At 64.9% G+C, this 20,997-nt stretch carries 24 protein-coding genes; all 24 read right to left on the reverse strand.

What is annotated here, in order from left to right; genetic code table 11:
• Positions 1-3: 3 nt before the first annotated feature.
• Positions 4-3,777 carry a host specificity factor TipJ family phage tail protein gene (locus XI09_RS43965; protein WP_271572522.1) on the reverse strand — a complete coding sequence of 1,258 codons (3,774 nt, stop codon included), beginning with the start codon at positions 3,775-3,777 and terminating at the stop codon, positions 4-6.
• Positions 3,774-4,166, reverse strand: a complete 393-nt coding sequence (locus tag XI09_RS43970) for an NlpC/P60 family protein (protein WP_271572523.1) — start codon at positions 4,164-4,166, stop codon at positions 3,774-3,776. Before XI09_RS43970 ends, XI09_RS43965 begins: the two co-directional genes overlap by 4 nt.
• Positions 4,166-4,669 carry a DUF1833 family protein gene (locus tag XI09_RS43975; RefSeq protein ID WP_271572524.1) on the reverse strand — a complete coding sequence of 168 codons (504 nt, stop codon included), beginning with the start codon at positions 4,667-4,669 and terminating at the stop codon, positions 4,166-4,168. The genes XI09_RS43970 and XI09_RS43975 overlap by 1 nt, the downstream gene beginning before the upstream one ends.
• Positions 4,666-5,025 (reverse strand): hypothetical protein, encoded by a 360-nt coding sequence (locus XI09_RS43980; RefSeq protein ID WP_271572525.1) that lies wholly within the window; start codon positions 5,023-5,025, stop codon positions 4,666-4,668. The genes XI09_RS43975 and XI09_RS43980 overlap by 4 nt, the downstream gene beginning before the upstream one ends.
• Complete coding sequence (locus tag XI09_RS43985; RefSeq protein WP_271572526.1) at positions 5,025-7,184, reverse strand: hypothetical protein; 2,160 nt, start codon at positions 7,182-7,184, stop codon at positions 5,025-5,027. The genes XI09_RS43980 and XI09_RS43985 overlap by 1 nt, the downstream gene beginning before the upstream one ends.
• A gap of 176 nt (positions 7,185-7,360) precedes the next feature.
• Positions 7,361-7,786, reverse strand: a complete 426-nt coding sequence (locus XI09_RS43990; protein ID WP_271572527.1) for a gene transfer agent family protein — start codon at positions 7,784-7,786, stop codon at positions 7,361-7,363.
• 6 nt (positions 7,787-7,792) lie between these two features.
• A complete protein-coding gene (locus tag XI09_RS43995) occupies positions 7,793-8,185 on the reverse strand; it encodes an HK97 gp10 family phage protein (RefSeq protein WP_271572528.1) in 393 nt (130 codons plus the stop codon).
• Positions 8,185-8,622 (reverse strand): phage tail tube protein, encoded by a 438-nt coding sequence (locus tag XI09_RS44000; protein WP_271572529.1) that lies wholly within the window; start codon positions 8,620-8,622, stop codon positions 8,185-8,187. Before XI09_RS44000 ends, XI09_RS43995 begins: the two co-directional genes overlap by 1 nt.
• A gap of 68 nt (positions 8,623-8,690) precedes the next feature.
• A complete protein-coding gene (locus XI09_RS44005) occupies positions 8,691-9,098 on the reverse strand; it encodes a DUF3168 domain-containing protein (protein ID WP_271572530.1) in 408 nt (135 codons plus the stop codon).
• The gene (locus tag XI09_RS44010; RefSeq protein ID WP_271572531.1) at positions 9,095-9,259 is read right to left on the reverse strand and encodes a hypothetical protein; all 165 of its coding nucleotides are present in this window, start codon (positions 9,257-9,259) and stop codon (positions 9,095-9,097) included. Before XI09_RS44010 ends, XI09_RS44005 begins: the two co-directional genes overlap by 4 nt.
• Positions 9,256-9,606, reverse strand: a complete 351-nt coding sequence (locus tag XI09_RS44015; protein WP_271572532.1) for a phage head closure protein — start codon at positions 9,604-9,606, stop codon at positions 9,256-9,258. The genes XI09_RS44010 and XI09_RS44015 overlap by 4 nt, the downstream gene beginning before the upstream one ends.
• A complete protein-coding gene (locus XI09_RS44020; protein WP_271572533.1) occupies positions 9,603-10,271 on the reverse strand; it encodes a methyltransferase domain-containing protein in 669 nt (222 codons plus the stop codon). Before XI09_RS44020 ends, XI09_RS44015 begins: the two co-directional genes overlap by 4 nt.
• Entirely contained in the window at positions 10,208-11,122 is a 915-nt protein-coding gene (locus tag XI09_RS44025; protein WP_271572534.1) for a hypothetical protein, read from the reverse strand. The genes XI09_RS44020 and XI09_RS44025 overlap by 64 nt, the downstream gene beginning before the upstream one ends.
• Positions 11,119-11,727: a head-tail connector protein gene (locus XI09_RS44030; RefSeq protein WP_271572535.1), complete on the reverse strand. Its 609-nt coding sequence runs from the start codon at positions 11,725-11,727 to the stop codon at positions 11,119-11,121. The genes XI09_RS44025 and XI09_RS44030 overlap by 4 nt, the downstream gene beginning before the upstream one ends.
• Positions 11,721-12,077 (reverse strand): hypothetical protein, encoded by a 357-nt coding sequence (locus tag XI09_RS44035; protein ID WP_271572536.1) that lies wholly within the window; start codon positions 12,075-12,077, stop codon positions 11,721-11,723. The genes XI09_RS44030 and XI09_RS44035 overlap by 7 nt, the downstream gene beginning before the upstream one ends.
• A 496-nt stretch (positions 12,078-12,573) precedes the next feature.
• Positions 12,574-13,914 (reverse strand): phage major capsid protein, encoded by a 1,341-nt coding sequence (locus tag XI09_RS44040; protein ID WP_271572537.1) that lies wholly within the window; start codon positions 13,912-13,914, stop codon positions 12,574-12,576.
• A 43-nt stretch (positions 13,915-13,957) separates the two neighbouring features.
• Positions 13,958-14,806, reverse strand: coding sequence for a head maturation protease, ClpP-related (locus XI09_RS44045; RefSeq protein WP_271572538.1), 849 nt, complete (start codon positions 14,804-14,806; stop codon positions 13,958-13,960).
• The gene (locus tag XI09_RS44050; RefSeq protein ID WP_271572539.1) at positions 14,803-16,116 is read right to left on the reverse strand and encodes a phage portal protein; all 1,314 of its coding nucleotides are present in this window, start codon (positions 16,114-16,116) and stop codon (positions 14,803-14,805) included. Before XI09_RS44050 ends, XI09_RS44045 begins: the two co-directional genes overlap by 4 nt.
• A 3-nt stretch (positions 16,117-16,119) precedes the next feature.
• Complete coding sequence (locus tag XI09_RS44055) at positions 16,120-17,850, reverse strand: terminase large subunit domain-containing protein (protein ID WP_271572540.1); 1,731 nt, start codon at positions 17,848-17,850, stop codon at positions 16,120-16,122.
• A complete protein-coding gene (locus XI09_RS44060) occupies positions 17,847-18,341 on the reverse strand; it encodes a hypothetical protein (RefSeq protein ID WP_271572541.1) in 495 nt (164 codons plus the stop codon). Before XI09_RS44060 ends, XI09_RS44055 begins: the two co-directional genes overlap by 4 nt.
• Positions 18,342-18,411: 70 nt before the next feature.
• A complete protein-coding gene (locus XI09_RS44065; RefSeq protein ID WP_271572542.1) occupies positions 18,412-18,570 on the reverse strand; it encodes a hypothetical protein in 159 nt (52 codons plus the stop codon).
• An 11-nt stretch (positions 18,571-18,581) separates the two neighbouring features.
• Positions 18,582-18,893: an HNH endonuclease gene (locus tag XI09_RS44070; protein WP_271572543.1), complete on the reverse strand. Its 312-nt coding sequence runs from the start codon at positions 18,891-18,893 to the stop codon at positions 18,582-18,584.
• Between the two features lie 190 nt (positions 18,894-19,083).
• On the reverse strand, positions 19,084-19,794 hold the full coding sequence (gene nusG, locus XI09_RS44075; RefSeq protein ID WP_271572544.1) for a transcription termination/antitermination protein NusG: 711 nt from the start codon (positions 19,792-19,794) through the stop codon (positions 19,084-19,086).
• Entirely contained in the window at positions 19,764-20,996 is a 1,233-nt protein-coding gene (locus tag XI09_RS44080; RefSeq protein WP_271572545.1) for a helix-turn-helix domain-containing protein, read from the reverse strand. The genes nusG and XI09_RS44080 overlap by 31 nt, the downstream gene beginning before the upstream one ends.
• Position 20,997 lies beyond the last annotated feature (1 nt).

Below are 20,997 nucleotides of genomic sequence, written 5' to 3' on the forward strand. Positions count from 1 at the left end.
CTTCTAGTAGCCGCGCACCAGGAGATTGACGCCGGCGCGCGCCACGTTGCTGCCGGCGTTGACGACGTGCACCGTGCAGCCCGCCAGCGTCAGGTTTGTCACCTTGACCTCGTCGCCGTTGCTGCCGTCGACGATCGCGCGCTGCACGTGCGGCACGCCGGCGGTATTCGGCCCGCCATTGAACGGCACCGCGGTCGCGCCAGGTTCTGGCTCGCCATCATAGCCGCCCGGATAGAACGTGACGTTGAGTCCCGTGTCGGGCACGTCGAGCTCGGTATAGTCGTCAGTGCGATCAGGCACGTCGACGAACCAGCGGAATTTGGTGCCGGTCGCGTTGGTATCCTCGCGATCGGTAATCAGCACCAGGCCGGGCTGAAAGAACCGCTCGACGCGCGTGCCTGACGCGATCGCGACCCAATTTTTCCACGTGACATCGGCCGAGAAAATGTCGCTCGGCGCGAACACGTCGACCGGCGCGAACACGTCGCCGGCGCCCTCGGTCGCAAAACGCCAGATCGGAAACGCGCGGATAAACCTGGTTGGCGATGCGCCGAGGATATCGCCGGATCCGAGCACGTCGGATTGCGCCAGGAAGTCATCGCCCTGCAGCACGCCGACCGCCTCAAACTCGGTCCAAAACCGGCATTCCGCGGCACGACCGATATCGACGATCGTGCCGGAGACGTAAATCGCGATGTGCGTCCCGCTCAGAGCCAGCTGGTCGACGATCTCCTGCGCCCAGGGCTGGGCGATCGACAATCCAGCGTCGGTCCGGATGAAACTGCCATCGATCACGCCGCCCTCGAGGCTCGACGTCCAGCCCGTCGCCTGCTCATCCTTCGACAGGATGATGTTGCGCGAGATGATCGAGTCGGCGATCGCGATCGTCGCCGTCGCGACGCTGTAGATCCGCACCCCGAACGGCGACAGCACATAGGCGCGCACATGGTAGGTGCCGTCACCCGTTGTCGGCCAGGGTGGCTGCGCAACGACGTCGCCAACGACCAGGCCCGTGTCCCAGGACGTGCCCTTGCGGATCTCGTAAAAGATCGTCCTTTGATCGTCGACCGTGGTCCAATCAAGATGCGTCTGGCCGTCGACCGAACGCTGGTGCAGATTGGTGACGTCGTCAGGCGGCGACGTCAGTGCCTGCAGCGACAGGCCAAGCAATGACGTCCAGTCTGACGCCGTCCCGTCATCGAACAGGCATCGAACGCGGAAACTCCACACGCCAGCCGCGGCGAGCGGCAGCTCGGCCGTGGTTTTCGGCGCCGGCACGCTCTGCACCGTTACCCAATCGCCGCCGGCGTCGTCGTCGCGCTGCTGCACCTCAAAGGATACGATCCGGCCGAACCGCGGCACCTGCCAGGTCAGCCGCACCATTGCCCGCACCGCGGCGTCGGTCTGGTCGATCACCTCGAGATATTGCAGGTCGCGCGGCGGCAGCGTGAACGGATCCGGCGGGATCGTCACATGCGGATCATATTCCGGGATCTCGCCCTGATCTGCGGTCGAGATCTCCGGCGCGTCGTCGACCAGCGTCAGCGTCGCGACCAGGTCTTTCTGGTGCTTGATGCTCTGCACGCGATAATTGGCCGAGACGCGCTCGCTTTCGCCGAACCCGAACAGGTCGCCGGCGGCCAGGCCAGACAGGTCGCCGACCAGCGTCAGGCTGAAGTGCTCGCCGGGCGCGGTTGCCTCGGCGACCGCGCGGTCGATCACCCGGCCATCGGCGGCAACGCGAAACTGCATCGCATAGGTCTTGCCGGCCTCGACCGTCAGCTGCTCGTCAACCGTCACCACCTGGCCGGCGATCGACTTGATACGGCCGGAGGCCAGGCCGATCAGCATCACGTCATGCGTTACCCGCACGCGATCGCCGCGCGTGCAAACCAGATGCTCCCAGCCGACGTTGAGGCTGATCTTTTCCGGCCGCAGCCGCGACTGCGCAATGTGAAAGCGGCCGTGTTTCCAGATCAGCTCCGGATCCGTGACGCCGGGAAACTGCATGCCCTCGAACAACGTCGCATTGGTCTTGTCGAACCCATCGTCATAGACGATGCGCTCATCCGTCGTGTAGCCGTTCTCCTCATTGATGAATGACACGCGCCAGCCGTGCGGCTTCTGCGCATACGGCTTTTGCCCCTGGAACCCCCAGGAATTGCGCGGTGTGAAGTGCTGCACGATGGAGTCGGCCGGACGGTCCCAGATCACGCCCCATTTTCCGTCAATGAAGGTTTTGACGGCGCGGCCGGCGGCGCAGATATCGTCGAGCACGTCCGAGACCGAGGAGACGTTGGCACGGACCTGGTTGAATTTGAATCCGTTCGCCACGCAATAGGCGTGCCACTCCTGCAGGTTTTCCAGGTCGATCGAACTATCGAGGACCGGTCGCGCATTGGCCCCACCTTGCAGCACATGGCGAAACAGATCCGGCGGCCATTGCGATTCCGAGTTGGCGACCCAGGCCGAGCCGTTCCAGGCCGTCACCAGCGAGGTGCAGATGCCGTTGAGTGTGTCGATCACGCCCGACAGCTGGTCGGTTGCGCGGATCCGAACCGCGGTCAGCGCCAGCGGCCGAGGGAATGCGATCGGCGGCGCATGCTTGATCGAGCGCAGCGCCGTCCAGGCGACCTCATCCTTGATCTTGTCATTGTCGGCCGCCGGCGTGAACCGGCGCACCTGGACGTCATACTGGCCGCGCGCCACGGTCACGCGCGCGCCTTTCCGCGCCGGGCCGGTCGAGCGATGAAATACAATCGTATCAGGCGGCGAATAGGCGCCCGACCCGGCAACTGCGTAGCGCCAGACGATCGCGACGTCATAGGGATCGAGGTTGCCCGTGTCCTGGTTGACGCGAAACATGCCCTGCGGCGCCAATAGGTCGATCGAGATCTCATCGGTATCGGTCGCCGTGGTGCGCAGCTCCCAATCCGCCGACCCCAGCGTGATCGACAGCGCCTGTTCGTCGACCGATTCCGGATAGAGCGTCAGGGCGGGATCGCCGATGTAGCCCTCGACGGTCTGGATCTCGCAGTCAGAGAAATTCGCCAGCGGCGTTTCGCCGATCCGCAAGTCGGAGATCTGCAGCGGCCCATATCCCCAGCAGACCACGAAGCGCAGCCATTGGTCGTCGCCGATGATCTCGGTATACGGCTTCGCCGCATAGAACGGCGATTGCCGATGCGTGCCGAGCACGACCGGGATGGTGCCGAACGGATTTGCGCGGTTTTGCGCGCCCTGGATCGAATTGAGCGAGGCCGAATTGACCGCGTCCGGCTCTTTCGGCGGCCGCACCGGAAACAGCGCATTGATCGCCAGCGTACCGGCCAGGATGATGCCGCCGGCGATCACCGCGGTCGCAATCGTCAGCGCGACGCCCGTGATCGCAAAGCCGGCGATCGTCAGCAATCCGGCGAGCGGCCCGGCAAAGGCATAGGCCGCGACCGCGACCACGATCGTTAAGATACTCTTCCAGACCGCACCGCCCTGCAGCCGCGGAACAAAGGTTACCGTCGCGCCGCGCTTGACGCGCACCCGATGCCAGTTTGCCTCGGCGATCACATGGCCGTCGATATGCACGACGAAATCGCGCCGCAGCTGCAAGCCCGGATGATCGCTCAAGGCGGCGCGCAGGATCTCGGCGACCGTAAGCCCCGCCGGCAGCCGGCAATCGATCCGGCCGCCGTTGAGCGGATGCGTCTTGCCGACGACGCGAACCGTGTCGCGCGGCGTCAGGATCTCGCCCTCGAGGACGCTAGTGGTGATCGCGTTCATGCCGCCTTGAACCTGTAGAACCCGACCAGGCGAAACCGCAGCGGACCCGTGCGATAGCGTTCGATCGTCGACGTCGCGCCGCGCTGCACGTGCAGCAGCAGGCCCGGCTGCGTCACGACGCCGATGTGCCGCGGCAGGCCGCATTCCTTCATCAGGACGCAATCGAATGCCTGCTCATCCCCCGGCACGATCGGCAGCCACGGCTCGAGCTCGCCGGCGACCAGACGCGCGATCGACCTGGCGTCATCGGCCGTCACATAGGCCTCGGAATAGGACGGCAGCGCGACCCCGCGCAGCTCGCGGAACACGCGGCAGACCAGGCCCCAGCAATCGACCGCATCCCCGCGCCCCTTGTCGGCGTAGGGGATCCCGACGAACTGATCAAACATCAGGAAAACAGCCCCGGAAAATACGCCGGCGAAAACGTCCCGCTCGGATAAGGCTCGGTCACGAGCGAATCCATCGTCAGATCGAACTGCAGGAACGAGGCGTCATAGGTCAAATTCGACATATCCATCGCCGGCCAGATCATCTCGACGTCGTCTGGTGCCGAGGCCAGCACCGCCTCGATCTTGACCGATGGCGGCGTCGAGACCGAGCGCGCCAGCGGGATCAGCTCGCGCGTGACGTTGGCGATCGTCAGTTTCGACGCCGGCGGCGCCTTGTCCTGCTCGTCGGGCAAGGTGACGTCGACGCCGGCATAGAGGAATTCGACGCCGCGGCTGGTCGTGGCATAGATCAAGGGATCCTCGGACAGCCGCGACGTCGGATCCGTCGTCAAATAGATCGGATCCTCGAGCTCGGCATGCGTGATCGTCAGCAGGAAAATCGGCACCTCGCCGCTTTCCTGCGAAAACAGCGCCTGGCGGAAATTGAGCGACAACACCCTCACGGCAGCACCGTCAATGTCAGGCTGACGCGATAGACGCCGGCGGCGGTCTGCTGCCAGCTTGGCAGGCTGCCCTTGGGAAATTTCACCAGCAAGGTTGCGCCGATCGTGGTCGGATCCGGAAATTCAAACGGCAGCGCGCCGCGATCGAGCGTCACGGCGACGAAGGCTTTTAGCGTCGCAAGCTGCGCGCGCGTCATTCGCATCTGACCGGACAGCGGCCGCGGCGCCGAGCTCGAGCGGCCGCGCGAAATCGGCGGTCCGATGTCCGGCTGCACCTCGGCGACGCCGTCCGGCATTCCCTCGGAATAGCCGAGGATGAAACATTGCGGCAGGGTTGCGGGCCAGGGATCAGCCATTAGCGCGATGCCAGTCTGCCGGCCATGCCGAGCGTTTGCCGGGTTGCACTTCCGGGATTGCCGATGTTCTTCGCCGTGATCGAATCCACGAACACGGTCAGGTCGAAACCGTCCTGGCCGTTGTTCTTCTGCTGCGTCTGGCCGGCGCGGCTGGAATCCTCGACCAGATTGACCACAACCCCGCCGCCGCGCTGGCGCGCGATATCGTTCGGAACGATCTGCGATCCGGCCGGCAGCCTGACCTTTTCCGGCCCGTTCTCGCCGACCCAGGTCTCGCCGCCGCGCCAGTTGTCCGTCCCCGATGCGTTGGCGCCGGTCGGCGCGGTCGGTCCATACCCGCCGATGCCGTCCGTCGCAAAGCTGCCGCCGCCGATCCCGAACAGGCCGCCGAGGCCGCCCTGCAGCGCGCGCATCAGCGGGCCGACGATCAAGAGCTTGATAATCACCTCCTCGATCGCGCGCGCCGCCGACTTGGCAAAGCTGGCAAAGGCCTGCTCAGCGGTCTTGGTGCCGTCGATCGTGTCGGCGATCGACGTCGTCAGACCGCTCGAGACGGTCGAGGCGATTTCGCGGTTGGCATCGATCAGCCGCAACGCCGCGGCCTGGCTCGAGGCCATCGCGGCCGGAATGTCATCGCCATAGATGCCCCGCAGCTGCTGCGCGATCGCGACATCTTCCTGCGTCAGGAACGCCGTGCCGGCGCCGAATTTGATCTCGCTGCCGACCCGCGCCTTTGCCAACGCCTCGCCGGCGGCGCCGGCGGCCCTGGCAATCTCGTCGATCTTTTTCGCGGTCTCGCCCTGCACCGGGATCCCGGCCTGCTGCGCCGCGGTCGCCAGCGCGCTCTTGGCTCGGAATTCTTCGAGCGCGCCGGCGCCGAGGCCAACCGCCTGCGCGTCGGCCTGCAGCCGCGCGGTGTGCTTCTGCAAGGACTCGATCGCGCGGTCATATTGATCGTTGATGTCGGCCTGCGCCTTGGCCGGCGCGATCGATGTATCGCCGCGCACCTTGGTCTGCAGGTCGATCGCGTCCTGCATCGCTTTGCGGACCGCATTCGGATTGTTGAGCCCGGCGGCGAGCTTCGACCTGGCCGGATCATCGGCGAAACCCGCCTCGCCCGGAAAGATGATGCCGAGACTCTTCGGATCCGAGTTGAGGCCGAGCTTTCCGGTCATCTCGGTCAGCTTGGTCCAGAACGATGACGACCCCGCGTCGGCCAGTGCATCCGGAATCCGCTTGATTGCCGCATAAAGCGCGTTGGCCTGCGAAACAGCTGCCGACAGGTTCTCGACGATGCCGATCCAGCTTTCGTGATAGTTGACGCCAAGCTTTGCCAGATCATCCTGGATCGGCTTGAACTTTTCGGCGAGAACCTTCTGCGCCTCCTCGAGCCGCGTTTTCAGTTGGATCGCCTGGCCGACCTGATCGTCGGAAACGATCTTTTCGGCCGAGATCTTGTCGGCCGTCGCGAGCATCTGATCGAGATAGGTCGCATCCTGGCGCAGCCGGTCCGTCACCTCAGGGCCAAACGCGGTCTTGGCAATATCGAGGCCGGCCAGGCGCTGACCGGATTCGAACGCTTCGCGTATCAGCTGCACCGTCGCGCGCAGCTTCGCCTCTGTTTCGGTCGCACTCGCCAGCGCGCCGGCGCCGGCATTGCCGTCGAAGTTTCCAGCTTTCTGCAGCTCATCCACGCGCTGGCCGAGCGTCGAGCCGCCGAGCGCATCGCGCGATGCGCCGTTGAACCGCTCGAGCGCTTCATTGACCTGGTCGACGGTCAGGCGCAGCTGCTCGCCCGACTTGGTGAAGCGCTGGAAAAAATCGGTCGAGACATTGGACTTTGCTGCCTTCTCGGCGATCGCGTTAAACTCCTCGATCTTTTCCTTGGCGAGCTCGGTCGCGTAGCCCATCAGCTTGAACACACCGACGATACCACTGACCGCCAAGGTCAGCGGCCCCAGCACGCCGAGGATCGACCGAAAGCCGAGCACGGCCGCGCCCGTAGCGCCCTGCGTCGCCAGCACCTGCGCATTCATATCGATGAACTGCTTGGCGATGAACTTGGTCGCGGTCGACGTTAGCCCCTTGGCGCTTTCAATGTTCTTTTGAAAGCCGTCCATATTGAGCGTCATCGGAATTCGCAGTGACGGCGCAGGCATCAGTCATCCAACCTTGTGTTTGGCCAGCAGATCGTCGAAATCGCCATCGCTCATCGCCTCCGGCTTGTCCGGATCCGAATTGGCCCGGTTATGGCCGTCGATAAACGCGACGATTTCCCAAAGCGTCAGATCCTCGACCAGGCGCGGCGACCAGCCGAACCTGGCGCCGATCGCGATTATTTCGGAGCGTCGGAGGCGTCCGTCGTCGTGATGGAGCCGGTTTCTTGCGCCCCCGCCGGCTCGGCTTTTCCCTGGTTGTCGCCGTCAGGCTGCTTGCCGACCGGATCATCGGGCACGCCGACCATGACCGCCTCGAGGATCGCATAGGCCAGCAGCACGCTCGACGTCAGCGGATTGTCGTCGACGTGATTGCGGACCGCCTTCATCGCTGCGTCCGGCGCCATGCCGCCGCCGATCAGGCCGAGCCGGATCGGCTCGCGCACGTCGTTAAGGCGCCAGGTGCCCGAGCCAAGCCGCGTCATCACGGTCGCGATGCCGGCCTCGCACTTCGCCTCGAGATCGAGGATCAGGCCGACCTTGGCGAGACAGAACTGATCCTCGCCGCCGGCCCAGATAATCGTCCGCGTTCCGTTTGCGCTCATGTCCCCTCACGCTTTCGCAAGCGCGTCGGCGACGGCCTGCTCGATATTGTCGCGGATATCGGGCATCCGCTCGCGCGCCGTGTTGTAGAAAAACGGCTCGGCCGGATGCTCGGTCGTGCCGAACTCGATCGCCAGGGCATAGTCGTAATCGACGCCGGCGCCCTTTCGGATTTCCTTGCTGGTCGCCTGCCCCCCGGCGACGACCTCGAGCTCGAGCTCATTGCGCCGGCGCCGCACCTTGACGCTGTCGCGCAGCTTGCCGGATGCGACCGGCGCCTCGGCCTTGATCGCGCCGGCGAGCTCGTCGGCCTGCTCTTTCAGCTTGCCGGCGAGCTCGCGTTTCAGCTTGAACGGCAGGCCGAAAAACCAGCTCTGCAGCTCGTCGTCAGGCTCGGCCATCAGGGATTGTCGACCCAGCTGACCTCGCCGTCATTCTTGAACGACAGGTCGACGGTCACCTTGTTTCCGCGCGTGCCGGCCAGCTTAAAGCTGGTCAGCTTGAACGATCCGGCGTAGTGACCGAGATCGGCGTGGTCGAGCTTGATCTGCATGTTCCTGCCCTCGGCGGACATGAACCATTCGTTCCATTTGGTGAACGACTCGACGGCCATGACGCCGGTCCCGGCACCGCTGGCCGACAGCGCATTGATGTCAGTCGCTTCCCAGGCCGGCGCCTCCGGATTTGCGCAGTCCGGGATCAGCGTCGTGTTGGTCGAGGCCGCCAGGTCAAACGACTTGGTCGTCAGGCCGCACGGCTCGGCGAATACTTCCGGGCTGGCAGCATCGCCGAGCAACAGCAGCAATTTGGTTCCGGGCAGGACAGTCGGTTTCGCCATGTTCTTTCCCTTTCATGGAAAACGGCCGCGAGGATCCGCGGACCTGGTCGTCGCGCGCATGGCGCAAACTAGGTTGAGGACTCGAGCAAGGCCCGAAAGGTGATCGCGCCGTGCCGCGTCAGCCCATCGGGATCACGCATGTACTGGACGCCGGACAACTCGAACACGGTGACGTTGAAGCCGACGACGGTCAGCGCCTGGTCGTCGAGCGCAGCGATCACCGCCGCGGCGATCTCTTTGGTCTCAGCGTAACCGACCTTTCGACTCCAAACGTCGATTTGCAGGAACACCTCGACCCCGTCGATGCATTCCGCCTTGTCTGGCAGCACCTGGCCGTCGCCGAGCGACACCAGCGGATAGGTCGGCGCACCAGGCACCTGGTCGTAGACCCGCGCGCCGACGGCGGCCGGCAATACGTTCGGCGCGCGCAGCGCCTTGATCAGCGCATCTTGCAGCGGCAGGCTCGGATCGCTCATTGCTGCTCGACCTCTGTGACGATCTCGCCGGCGCCCGCGGCAATGATTGCGCGCGCCTGGACCTCCGGAACGCGACGATAGGTCTCGCCCGCGCGGTACTGCACGACGACAGCTCGAGCTGCCCGATAAGAATAGTCACGGCGCATCACGATCGTTTTCACGTCGCGACCCCCGACTGACAGAGGAACTCGAGCCACATGCGACCGTCATCGGGATCGACCGGCCCCGAGCGGATATTCCAAATGGTGCCGTCGCGCATGTCCTGGATCCGCCAATCGGTCGTTACCGCCAAGGTCGCGGCGCTGCGCCGGACTACGATGGTCGCGGTCTGCTGGCCTTGCAGGCGCGCGGCGAGCACGGTCTCGCCGCCGAACCGGACCTGCACGCTGGCGCTGCACTCGAATTCCGGCGTATCCGGAAACTCGCCCTCGGCGTTGCCGTGACCATCGCTGACGACCGGCCGGCGGAAAAATCCGATCCGATGCCGCAGATCCCCCGCGCTGGTCATGCGCGGCGCCGAAAGACGAATGAGCCGATATCCTCGCGACCGAGATCGGTCTCGATCGTATTCATTGCTGCCAGGTCGAATCCGCAGCCGTCAAAGGTGCGGATCAATCCCTCGCTGGTGAAATACCAGACGTGCTCATCCTTGCGAAAATGCTTGGACCGCAGCACATGCTGCGCGCTGGTGAAAATCGGGATCGACACGAACACCCACGCACTGACCCGATCCAGCAGCGCGCCGAAATCGGGAATATGCTCGAGCACGTCCCACAGCGTCACGGCCGGCACCTGGACCTGATAGGGATCGAGCCACAGCGATCGCGACTTGAGCCAGGCGGCGGCAACCGGATTGACGTCAAAGCCGAACGTGTTCGGCCGATTGCCGCCGGCGCCGTTGCGCCGCTCGAGGAAGGCCCCCGAACCGATTCCGATATCGACGACGGTCCCGGCGAAATGGCGGTTGACCAGGTCGACCCGCGCCTGCATCAGCGCGCGCCCGATCGGCGTGTCGGCCTGGCGCTGAAAGCGCTCAAAATAGGCCGCGTCATACGGCTCGGCGCCACACTCGACCGGATAGAAGCCGACCCCGAGCTCCGGCCACCAGGTCAGGCGGCGCTCGGCGCAGGCATCAAAGAATTGAGGCCGGCCCGGCTGCAGAACGCCGCCCATTGAGCCGCCAGATCCGGAATCGACTTGTCGCAGTGATGCAGCATGTTGGTGCATTTGCAGAGCTCCCGAGGGGTTGCGAAACCGATCCGCGACAGGTTCATCCGCGGATCCGTAATGACGTGGCGCGCATTGTGGCCGCCGTGGCCGCCGTGAATGACAAAGGCGCGGCGGCCGAGCGCGATCGCGGCCGGAACGATCCAGCCGACGCCGCCGACGATGACATCGGCCGCGCCGGCCAGGGCGAGCAGCTCGCGCACCACCAGCTCGCCCTTGACAAAGGCCTGATGGTGCGGCGGCAGCACGCCCTCGAGCCATTCCTTGCCGGCCTGCAGATCCGCGACGACGACCACGTGATGCGTCGCGGTCAATTCGCGCGCGATCGCCGCCACGTATTCCGGCCGCGGGTTGCGCGCTTCGTTGCGCCATTCGCTGCGGACCGTCACCGGCCGCACCAGCGCGATCGGACGATCGGCCAGCACCAGCGGCGCCCCCATGTCCGGCAGATCCCAGGACGGCGCCGACAGTCGCACGCCGATCGCGGCGACCTGGCGCTCGAGCGCAGCGACGATCGAGCCGCGTGCCAATTCGGAATGTCCGTAGCCGAGTCGGATCTCACGGATCCCGTTCGGCGGCGTCGACCAGCGCGCCGGCGACTGCCGCGCCACGTTGCGCATTTGCGTCCGGAGATCCCGCCTTGCGGCGACGAACCGCAGCGGCAGATCCTCGAATAGCTCCGGCCAAGGCGTCTCGAGCCAGACGTCATATTTTGCCGCGCATGCGCGAATGATCGGTCGCGCAAAAATATTGTCCCCGAGGCCCCACTGGCCGCGGATCAGCAACGACGGCCTCATCGGTAGACCCGCATCTGCCAGATCAGCGCATCGGCCGCGAGCGGCACAACCTTGAGCTCATTCTCGGCCGCCGCCTCGCGATTGCGATACCAGCTGGCCGCGACCATCAGCACCGCCTGGCGCGCGCGGGGCGGAAACACGAGCTCCGGATCGTCGCCGGCGCCGGTCACGTCAGGCACGTCGAAACCGGCCTCGATCTCGATCTGCACGGCGTTGAAGGTGTCCGCCTTCACCGCCGGCGAGGTGAATGCGTCGAGAAACCGGATCTCGGCCGTCCCCAACTTGGTGCGATCCCAGCGATACAGCGCGGGATCGATGATCTGCGGCGCGCCGGCCTCGTCGAGAAAGGTGATCGTGACGTCGCGCACCGGCGTCAGAAGCACGTTGAGGCAACCCGACCACCAATCGCAGCGATCGATGCGAAAGGTCGAGCGGCGCAGCGTCAGCGACGTCCGACCGGCGACAAAGTCGATCGCGGCGTCGAGATAGATTTTCAGCTGCTCGTCATCGTCGACGAAATCGGCGGCGTTGACGTGCTTTTTCAGGTCGGCGAGCGACACCGGCCGCGCGTCACCATCGGCGATAACGTCAATCAATTTCAGCATTGCAGCGCCTCGGAAAGTGACATTTTCGGATAAGCCTCGAGCGCCGAGACGGCGCTGCAGTTGATGACACTCACACCCAGCGCCGCTAGGCGCGACGCCTGCCCGTCAATGATGCAGCGCCACCTGGCGATGTTGGCTCCGTTCGGATTGTTGAGGCCGCGGCCGTGCTTGCCGTGCCAGTGCACGCCGAGATCGAGCCGCATGTCGAAACCGACCAGGATCAACCGCGTCGCGCCACACTGCACGGCGAGGTTGATTGCCTGAAAACCAGAATTGCCGCCGTCACCCAGGATCCCCGGCGCGTCGACCAGGATCTCGTCGCAGCCGCGCGCGATGCCGACCTGGCGCAAGCCTTCGAACATGGCGCAGGCGCCAGGGTCATGCGTCAGCCTTAATCCCGCGAATGTCGCCAGGCCTTGCCGCGCCTTCCACCAGGCGCCGTCGCAAGCATAGGCGATGTCTGCGTCGGGACAGAGTCGCCAGCTATCGTTGACGGCGACGACATGGACGCCTCGGCAGCGGCCGGCGAGCTCGCGCTCGGCGCCGGCGGCGCTCGGTCCGGATCCGACGATGACGGCGCAGCCTCCGCGCCAGGCCGGCAGGTCGCCGGCGATAAAGTAGGGTGGCGCGCACCATGCGCGCTCGCGTCCCCTTGCACTTCGCTGACCAGGCCGCGCTGGATTAATTGCCGCGCGTGCCAATCGGTCAGGTCGAGCACCTGGCCGGCGCGCACCCTGCCCATGTCGTCGAGAAATTCGCGGGTTGCGGTTACAAGCATTGTTGCCATCCGATCGAGAGAGATCGCGAGCGGCACGAATGCCGCCCGCGTTGTCGAGATCACCAGGATCAGACGTTGCCGAAATCGCCGTAGGTCAGCGCCAGGGGACGCTTGACCGCGAGCGCGAGCCGCTTTTCGGCGCGGACCGTGTACATATTTTTGATGAAATTATCCTGGTTCTCCGAGGAGACCGCGACCTCGGCATCCATCCGGTCATAGATGGTCGCCGCCATCTTGAAGGCGCCGACCAGGAACTTGTCGACCGTCATCGCCTGCGTCGGGACGATCGGCAGGCCCCACAGCGACGGGCCGGCGAGCGAACGCGGATTCGACCAGAGATAACGATCCTGGCCGTCCTTCATCAGCTCGATCCGCGCCCAATCGGACGGATGCAGCACCATGCCATCGGCCGGAAACTCGGCGAGCGAGGCCTGCAACATCGCCAGCCGCAGCTGGTCGATCATGGTCGCGCCAGTCAGGACGAACGGCGCCGCATAGGCGGTCGAGTTGGTGATCAGGCCAGACAGGTGCTGACCAGCGCCAGATCCCGACAGCAGCTCGGCCTCCTCGGTCAGATCGAGACCATAGCGCAATTCGCTATCGATCTCGGTCTGCAGCTGCGCCGCATCCTCGAGCGCCTGGCGCGAGACGTTGATCCAGTGCGCGATCGTGCGCACCGCGACCTCGGCCGACGACCAGACCAGGTCGGACTGCGGCTTGGTGCCGCCTTCCGTCACGACCGCGGCATTGTTGGTGCGCGTGGTCTGCTTGGCATACTCGATCATGTTGCTGCTGGTGCGCCCCTGCGTCAGCAAGGCGCGCACCGTCATGCGCCGGCGCGCCAGCGCAACGATCTCCGGATCGCGCTCGGTCACGATCAGGCCGCCGGCGGACGTCGACAGGGACGTGATCGCCTGGTTGACCTGGATCACGACGTTACCCTTGGCGCCGCGCGTCACGTACTGCTTGAGATCATCATGCGTCGAGATGATCTGGCCGGCCGACTTGCCCTGATCCTGCTTGTTCTGGCGCAGCGTGTCGGCGATCTTCTGCTCGATATCGCGATTGCGCGTCTCGAGCTCCTCGAGCTTCTGCGTCAGCTTGGTCTGCGCATCGCCGAGCTGGCCGACCGTGGTGATCAGCTTGTCGGCGGACTGCTTGACCTCGGCCGAGATCGCGCCGGAATCCTTGCTCTGCCGGAGCGCATCCTCGGCGGTCCGCTTGACGTCGCCGGAAATGCGCTCGAGCTCGGCCTTAACCTGGTTGAGCAATTTCTCGACCTCGGCGGGATTCGGCGCTTCATTACGGACGGCGCCGAGCACGGCCGCGGGCTTCGGCGAAGCCAGCAGCGCGGCGAGCGACGCCGAGGACAGAACGGCCGATTTGAAAACGTGATGTCGCTTGGACATGGTGATTCAGTCTCCTGGAATGATGAAAGAGGGAACGCGAAACTCAGATGGCCTTCATGCGCGCGAGCAGGTCATTGACCTGGTCGAGCACGTCGACAGCGCCAGGCGTGTCGGTTGCAGCAGCGTCGCGCGTGCCGCCTTTCATCGCCTGGACAAGGTTGCGCCGCTCGGATCGCGGCACGCCTGCCCTAGCGAGGATCTCGTCAATTCTGAATTCGGCCTTGAGCGCCTGGCCGTTCGCCGCCTGCTTGGCAGCCTCGGTCACGGCGTCGGCCGGCAGGAAACCATCGGCGAAATGCTTGTCGACCGCCTCGGTCCCGCCGATCCAGGTCTCGCGATCGAGCATCTTGGCGATCGCCTTCGGCTCGAGCCCCGTGCGCGCCGCATAGATGTCGACGGCGACCTGGTCGAATGGCTCGAGCCAGTCAGCCGCCTCGCGCAGCGCATTGCGATCGCCCATCGCGACGATCCAGGTGTTGTGGATCATCAGAAAGCCGGCGCGCGCGATCTGCACCTCGTCGCCGGACATGGCGATGACCGAGGCCGCCGAGGCCGCGACGCCGAGGATCTTGACGGTCACCTTGGCAGGATGATCGCGAAACAGGTTGTAAATCGCCAGGCCCTCGAAATAGTCGCCGCCCGGCGAATTGATATTCACGACGACGTCACGCTTTCCGATGTTGCGCAGGATCGCTGAGATCCGCGACGCCGTGACGCCGTTGCCCATCCAATCCTGGCCGATGACGTCCAGGATCGAGACCGTCGCCGGATCCTCGCCGCTATCTGCGGCCTTGACCTCCGGCCGCCAGCGCTCGAGCGCCTTCGGCGTGATCACCGTGCGCAGATCGCCGCGGACGTTGAAGGATGCTTTCGGCAGGTCGCGGTTGCTCATTGCTTCGCCTCGCTGTTGATTCCGAGCCACGCGAGCAGCGACGCCCGCGCCTGGTTGGCGCCGCCGGCCTGCTGGCCGAGCTGCTCGAGCGGCACCAGGTTGGATTGCGCGGTCAGCCGATCGCCGCCCGTTCGCGCCGGCAGGTTGAGCTTGCGGCGGCCTTCATTGCGATCCATCAGGCCGTTCTGCGTCATCTGCGACAGGAACGAGGCTTTCGCCGCGGCGTCCATCTGCAGGAAGGCCTCGCGATTGAACTCCGCATAGATCCGCTTTTGCTCGCCCGGCGCGATCAGCTGCTTGGTGATGCGCCGCTCGATCCGCTCGCAGATCGGATTGATGCCGAGCGCGAGCCAGGCCAGGAACGTCTGCTCGACGCCGGATCCGAACATGGTCTGACCTTCCGGCGCGTGCCCGATGATGATCGGCGGCACGCCGACCCAACGGCAGATCTCCTCGATCGAGAACCGCTGCTGCTGCAGCAGCTGCGCGTCGACCGGGTTGAGCTGCAGCTTTTCGTATTTGAGGCCGCCCTCGAGGATCATCAATTTGCCGGCGCGCTCGGACCCGGCATAGGTCTGCATGATGACGTCGAGCTGGTCGCGCTGCTTATCCGTCAGCACCTGCTCGGACGTCAGCAGGCCTGCCGCCTGCATTCCGTTGGAAAACAGCTTTCCAGACGTCTCGAAAGCAGCGAGCGCGGTCGAGAACGTCTGCACGCCGAACCGGATCGCGGACAACCCGCTATCGCCGCCCCAGCCGAAACCCTTGACGTGAAAAACCTTCTCGCGCGGCAGAGTGTAACTCTTGCCGCGATCCGTATATTTGTAGGTCAGGACGTTGCTCTGCGGATCGCGATAGGGATAGGCGTTTGGCAGGATATGCACCGCCGAGACGCTGCGGCCGATCGACGAGATTTCGGAACAGGCGTCGCCATTGACCAGCAGCCAGGCGACGACCGATTCCCAATATTCCAGCGACGTCTGATCGCTGTTTGGACTTCCGACCAGGATCTCGGCGAGCGAATGATCGACCGCGATCGGACCGCCGCCGGTTTTTTCGAAGAACTGCAGCGGCAGCGTCGACACCGCCTGCGCCGTGACGCGCACGCAGGCCCAGAACGCCGCGAGCGACATCGCCGTGTCGACCGTCACCGTCTTGCCGGCAGCGCCGCGGTTGCCGAACACGCGCGACCAGGCGCCGCCATCCTCGAGCCGCAAGCGGCGCTCTTTCGCGATCTCGTCGGCAACCGACGCATACACGCGATAAGCGCCGGCGGCCGCGCGCGCCGCCGTCCAAGAGACAATGCCCATTGATCAGACCACCATGACGGGTTTTGCGAGGAAGGCGTCGAGGTTTTTGCGGCTGGATTCGGGATTCCAGCTCATCAGGATCCCGGCCTGCAGCAAGGCGATCAGCGGATCGATTTTGGCGCGGCCGGCAACCTGTTTCGTGATCATGTCGGCATTACCGCGCTGCTCGACCTTGGCATTGCCGACACACCAGCTCATGAGCGCCTGGTCGGCGTGCCAGAATGTGCCCTCGGCCAGCTTCATGTCGATTCCATAGACCGCCGGCGCCAGCGCCGGACCCTGCAGCAGCCGGCGGATCTGCTCGTCGGTCACACCGGCGCCGAACAGCGATTCAAACAGCGCCGCGGCCCGGTTCGGATCGACGCCGACCGCATTCTCGGCCGGCAGCAGGCCGCTATTCACGACGCGCGCGGCGTAGCTCGCCAAGTCCGCGTGCGCGGCGCCGATCGGCAGGATCTTGAACGATCCCTCTTTTTCGAAATCCTCGAGGTGGCCGGCAATGTCCTTGCGGCGCTCGAGCACGATCGGATCAGCCCAGCCATAGGACCACGACAGCCAATTGCGGGTTTCCTTTTCGCGGCCGATGACAGAAAAGCCGAGCAGGTCATCGCGGCCGCCGCCATCGGCGCCCATCGTCACCACTTCGCAGCGCTCGAGCAGCTGCTCGAGCTCGAGCTTTTCGATGACCTGCTGATCCCAGAGATCCGCGCCGCTCCATCCGTCGTCGGCCGTGCCCGTGCCGATCTCGATATTGAGATGCTGCGAGGCCCAGATCTGCACGGCCTCGGCGCCCTTTTCGCGCTCGCTCGAGAACTCCGCGAGCATCGAGGCGACCGTGATCGGCCGGTTGATGTTCGGCATCACCATCGGCCAATATTTCGGGTTCATCCAGCGCGGCTCGACGTTCGCGCGGCGCTCCTCGCGCGTCAGCGTCGCGATGTCGCGCGGCAGCTCATAGAGCAGCGGCAAGGTCGGCCGAATGATCTTGCCGCGATAGAGTCCGTCGCGCACGTTGCGGACAAACTTCAATTCGCTTTTGAAAGCGCCGGCCGGCGCCTCGTCGCTCTGCGTCGTGGTGATGACGAGAACGCCCTCCTCGGTCTTGTCGAGGCCGCCGCGAATCTGGCGCAGCACGCGCGACGTGTGCGCTCGCTTGCCGAGCAGATGCAGCTCGTCGAGCAGCACGAAGATCAGCGCCATCGCGCCGGTCAGGATCTTGAGATCGAAACTCGCGATCATGATCTCGGATTTCGTAACGAGATCCTCGATCGTCTTGTCATAGTCGCGCGGCTTGAAGCGCCGGCGCAGATCCGGCGATTCCTCGATCATCCCGACCGCCTGCTCATACGCGCGATCGGCGACCGCCTGCGTCTCGCCGATAAACAGCGCGGTCGCGCGCGGCCGGCGATTCATCAGCAACGCGACCAGCATCAGCGCGGCGGAATAGGTCGTCTTTGACGATCCTTTTGGCACCAGCGCGAAGAAATCGCGGATCATCCTGACGCGGCTGGCCGGATCCCAGCTGCCGAACACGGCGCGCACCAGGTCGCGGAACCACTGACCGGACGCATCGCCGAGCCGCGGCGTCCCCGGCACGTCAGGCAGGCGGATCTCGTCAAAGAACGCCAGGCCCATGTCGGCCTCGTCGACGAACAGCGGCAGATCCGGCAACAGCGACTTGCCCTCGCGGAGTCGCGTTTCCCAATCCGGACATGAGGTGTCCCAGGGGATCACGAATTGAGACCCTGCTGCCGGCGCGCCATCAGATCGCCGAGCGTCGACCCCTGATCAGGCGTATGCGCCTCGATCACGGCCGCCTCTTTCTTGCCGACCTTTGGCGCCTTGGCCGGCTTGTCGACGTCAGGCTTGCGCGGCTGCGGCGCGGTCTGGCCGTACAGCATCAGGTCGTTACGCTCGATGAACTTCTGAAATTCCCGGATCGCCGCGACGTTGCCGGCATTGACGCCCTCAAGCAGCTTGAGGCCGAGCTGCGCGACCAGGCGATCGCGCGCGACCTGCGCAAACTTGAGCTCAGAAAAATAATGCTTTCGCAGCGTCGGCGGCGTGACGTAAAGCGCGGCCGCAATCCGCGGCGCCGACCAGCCGAGCGCGACTAAGAGGCTGACTCGATTCCGGTTTTGCTGCGTCGGCACATGTTCGGGCCGGCCGCGCCCGCCCCAGTTGGACGGCACAGGATCACCAAACAGGTCGAAAACTTGCGCCATGACGAAAAAAACCTGCGAATGTGAGAGGGGCCGGTCTCAGGCGCGAAAGCCTGGCGACTTTTGACCCACCCTACCCCTTGGCGTTGTGCTCGAGCGCAGCAGCGATCCGCTGCAGGCTCATCAGTGCCGCGGCGATCAGGCTCGCAACAGCTTCGCTGCGCGCGTGGTCGGAGCTCTCCTCATTGAAGGCGACGCGCAGCTTTGAATTGATCTCGTCATCGGTCAGCATGGTCGATCCCCTCAATCCCAAACGCCGCGCTGGTGCAGCGTGGCCTGCTCGAGCTTCTGCTTTTCGGCGTCGTGGTACGCCTTCGATACCGTGTGGATATTGTCCGGATCCCAGAACAGCGCCGGGTTGCCGCGGTGCGGCTCGATATGGTCGGCGACCGGACTATTGTCGGCGGGATAGACACCGTCACACACGGCGCCAGTGCGCTGGCAGATGTAGGCGTCGCGCAGATGCACCTGATCCTTGAGCCTGCGCCAGCGCGCCAGCTTGTACCACTGGCGCCAGGGCGGCTCGGCGCGTTGCTGCTTGGTCGGCGCGGACATCTCACAAAAGGAAGGCCGGCGCAGCGTCGCCGCTGGCCGGCCTAGTCATAGGGAGGAAACGCCCAAGGAGGGCAGCGGCAGCGCCAACCGAGCACGACCGCACACCCTAGACGCACAAAAGCCGGGCTCGAGGCCCGGCCTTGTCACTGGTTTAGTTGGCTTGCGCTTCGCGCGTCCCCTTGACTCGGTATCACCGAGAAGGGATGCGCCGGAGGCTTTGTCTGCCGCCGCTCGAGCTATGCCGCGACCTTGGCCGCTGCGCTAACTCGAGATCACTTTCCTCGACCGAGATCGGAGTGAGGCGCCCGAATATCTGCAAACCGACACTGAGTCGGCCTCCTGAGTCAAATCGCTCGACCTGGCCGCAGAAGTGAGCGAACGGCCCCGACGTCACCCGCACCAACTGGCCGAGCTCGAATTTGCGCTCGCGCTTCGACTTAGGCGTGTTGCCGATCGCCTCGATGTTGCGCAGATCGACGACGTCCTGGCCTTTGAGAACAGGCACGCATGGCCCGACGCGCATGACGTCGATCACGCCGTCGACAGCGTAGAAGCGTCCAAATTGCACCTCGAAATCAGGCACCAAGATCGCGCCGCAGATCAACGGCGACCTAACCTGTTGCGTCAAAATCTTCTCGTAGCCGCGGTTATAGCGCGACACGCTGCGCGTCTCGGTCTGCATCGGCAGCCAGGCCGAGATATTCCTTTGCCGGAATGTCCGCATCACGTTGAGCTGCAGGTGCGGATGCACGCGGAGGATATACCAGCGCTCCGGCTCGACAGGCACCTCGAGCGGACCGCGCAGCTGCTCGAGATCGACAGAGCCAACGATCTCGCCGCGCACGAATTCGCGCGGCCGCAATGTTTGATTCATGCGCATTCCCCCTCCTCGCTTGACCACGTGCCGTCACGATGCGGCGGCCAAGGCGCCGGCACGCGCAGCACTTGTTTTGACTTTCGTAATCGGAAATTCGGATGCATCGCCGGCAGCCCATGCACGGCCGGATCGTGATCCTCGGTCCACAGCCGCTCCGGCTCGATCTCGCCGCCGAGCCAGAGCGCCAGGCGATCGCGCCAGGCCGCATACTGCGCGGTCCCGAGCTCGACCTGCAGCCAGGCCGCAGGATCCCCGCCGGCAAATCGAGCCATCGCGACCAGGTCAGCTTGCGCCGGCTTGAGCGACCACAAGCCGCGGCCGCGCTCGACATCGTCGACCAGGCGCAGCGACCTCGAGGCCATCCGCGCCGCGAGCTGCAGCCCGACGAGCTCCTCGCCGGCAACCCAGCGCCGCGCCGGCACCGGATCCGGCAGCCGTGCGTTCGGGAATTCTTCAAAACGCCGCTGCCGGATCCACAGATGGAAATTCGGTACCGCATCGCGCTTCAGCCGCCGCAGCATCTCTACGAACGGCAGCACTGCAGCCCTGCAGAGCCGCTGCTTGTCCGGTTCGAGCAGCCGGAACTCGGCGAGCGCCAGGTCACGCCGCATCGCCTGGTGACCCGGCCAGCTCTGCCAGGCCGGCTCGAAATCCTCCGGTTCGCTTTCCTCAAGATCCGAGCGATCGCCCTCTCGTCCCCTGGAAGGGGATTTAGGGGAAGATTCAGGTTCAGGTTCAGAGTTTAAGCCCTCTGCCGAGTCATAGGGCTGGCGTGGGGCTGGCGCAGGGCTAACGGTTTCGGAGGCCTCGGTTAGCCCTGTCTGCGGCATAGGGCTAACTTCACGTGAAACACTCTCGAAATCGCCCCGCGCGGCCGCCTCGATTACGTCGACGTCGACGTCGAGCATCAGGCGGATCAGGTCGCTGGTGCGCTTGCCCTTGCACTCGCCGTTGCGCCGGCCGTATTCGTCGATCCATTGCGGCAGCCGGGCGATCGCGCCGATCTGCTCGAGCCAAGCCAGCCGGTTGCGCACGGTCTGCGTCGACAATTCCGTGTCATCGGCCAGCGTCGGGATCGATACGAATGAATAGCCGTCGCCGTCGACGTAGAGCGAAACCATCGACAGCGTCAGCTTGGCATGCGGATTGTTGAGGCGCAGGTTCCTCGCCCAGGCGTGCGCCTCGTCGGCGGCGATGCGCCGCGCGCGCCGTTTCTCGGTCGTCATC

Source organism: Bradyrhizobium sp. CCBAU 11386 (genome assembly GCF_028128955.1).
Classification (GTDB): Bacteria; Pseudomonadota; Alphaproteobacteria; order Rhizobiales; family Xanthobacteraceae; genus Bradyrhizobium.

What these genes read in the sequence shown, in the direction of transcription:
- XI09_RS43965 (WP_271572522.1), bottom strand. Translation starts at nt 3,777, where the DNA reads ATGAACGCGATCACCACTAGCGTCCTCGAGGGCGAGATCCTGACGCCG.
- XI09_RS43970 (WP_271572523.1), bottom strand. Translation starts at nt 4,166, where the DNA reads ATGTTTGATCAGTTCGTCGGGATCCCCTACGCCGACAAGGGGCGCGGG.
- XI09_RS43980 (WP_271572525.1), bottom strand. Translation starts at nt 5,025, where the DNA reads ATGGCTGATCCCTGGCCCGCAACCCTGCCGCAATGTTTCATCCTCGGC.
- XI09_RS43985 (WP_271572526.1), bottom strand. Translation starts at nt 7,184, where the DNA reads ATGCCTGCGCCGTCACTGCGAATTCCGATGACGCTCAATATGGACGGC.
- XI09_RS43990 (WP_271572527.1), bottom strand. Translation starts at nt 7,786, where the DNA reads ATGAGCGCAAACGGAACGCGGACGATTATCTGGGCCGGCGGCGAGGAT.
- XI09_RS43995 (WP_271572528.1), bottom strand. Translation starts at nt 8,185, where the DNA reads ATGGCCGAGCCTGACGACGAGCTGCAGAGCTGGTTTTTCGGCCTGCCG.
- XI09_RS44000 (WP_271572529.1), bottom strand. Translation starts at nt 8,622, where the DNA reads ATGGCGAAACCGACTGTCCTGCCCGGAACCAAATTGCTGCTGTTGCTC.
- XI09_RS44005 (WP_271572530.1), bottom strand. Translation starts at nt 9,098, where the DNA reads ATGAGCGATCCGAGCCTGCCGCTGCAAGATGCGCTGATCAAGGCGCTG.
- XI09_RS44015 (WP_271572532.1), bottom strand. Translation starts at nt 9,606, where the DNA reads ATGACCAGCGCGGGGGATCTGCGGCATCGGATCGGATTTTTCCGCCGG.
- XI09_RS44020 (WP_271572533.1), bottom strand. Translation starts at nt 10,271, where the DNA reads ATGGGCGGCGTTCTGCAGCCGGGCCGGCCTCAATTCTTTGATGCCTGC.
- XI09_RS44025 (WP_271572534.1), bottom strand. Translation starts at nt 11,122, where the DNA reads ATGAGGCCGTCGTTGCTGATCCGCGGCCAGTGGGGCCTCGGGGACAAT.
- XI09_RS44030 (WP_271572535.1), bottom strand. Translation starts at nt 11,727, where the DNA reads ATGCTGAAATTGATTGACGTTATCGCCGATGGTGACGCGCGGCCGGTG.
- XI09_RS44040 (WP_271572537.1), bottom strand. Translation starts at nt 13,914, where the DNA reads ATGTCCAAGCGACATCACGTTTTCAAATCGGCCGTTCTGTCCTCGGCG.
- XI09_RS44045 (WP_271572538.1), bottom strand. Translation starts at nt 14,806, where the DNA reads ATGAGCAACCGCGACCTGCCGAAAGCATCCTTCAACGTCCGCGGCGAT.
- XI09_RS44050 (WP_271572539.1), bottom strand. Translation starts at nt 16,116, where the DNA reads ATGGGCATTGTCTCTTGGACGGCGGCGCGCGCGGCCGCCGGCGCTTAT.
- XI09_RS44060 (WP_271572541.1), bottom strand. Translation starts at nt 18,341, where the DNA reads ATGGCGCAAGTTTTCGACCTGTTTGGTGATCCTGTGCCGTCCAACTGG.
- XI09_RS44065 (WP_271572542.1), bottom strand. Translation starts at nt 18,570, where the DNA reads ATGCTGACCGATGACGAGATCAATTCAAAGCTGCGCGTCGCCTTCAAT.
- XI09_RS44070 (WP_271572543.1), bottom strand. Translation starts at nt 18,893, where the DNA reads ATGTCCGCGCCGACCAAGCAGCAACGCGCCGAGCCGCCCTGGCGCCAG.
- XI09_RS44080 (WP_271572545.1), bottom strand. Translation starts at nt 20,996, where the DNA reads ATGACGACCGAGAAACGGCGCGCGCGGCGCATCGCCGCCGACGAGGCG.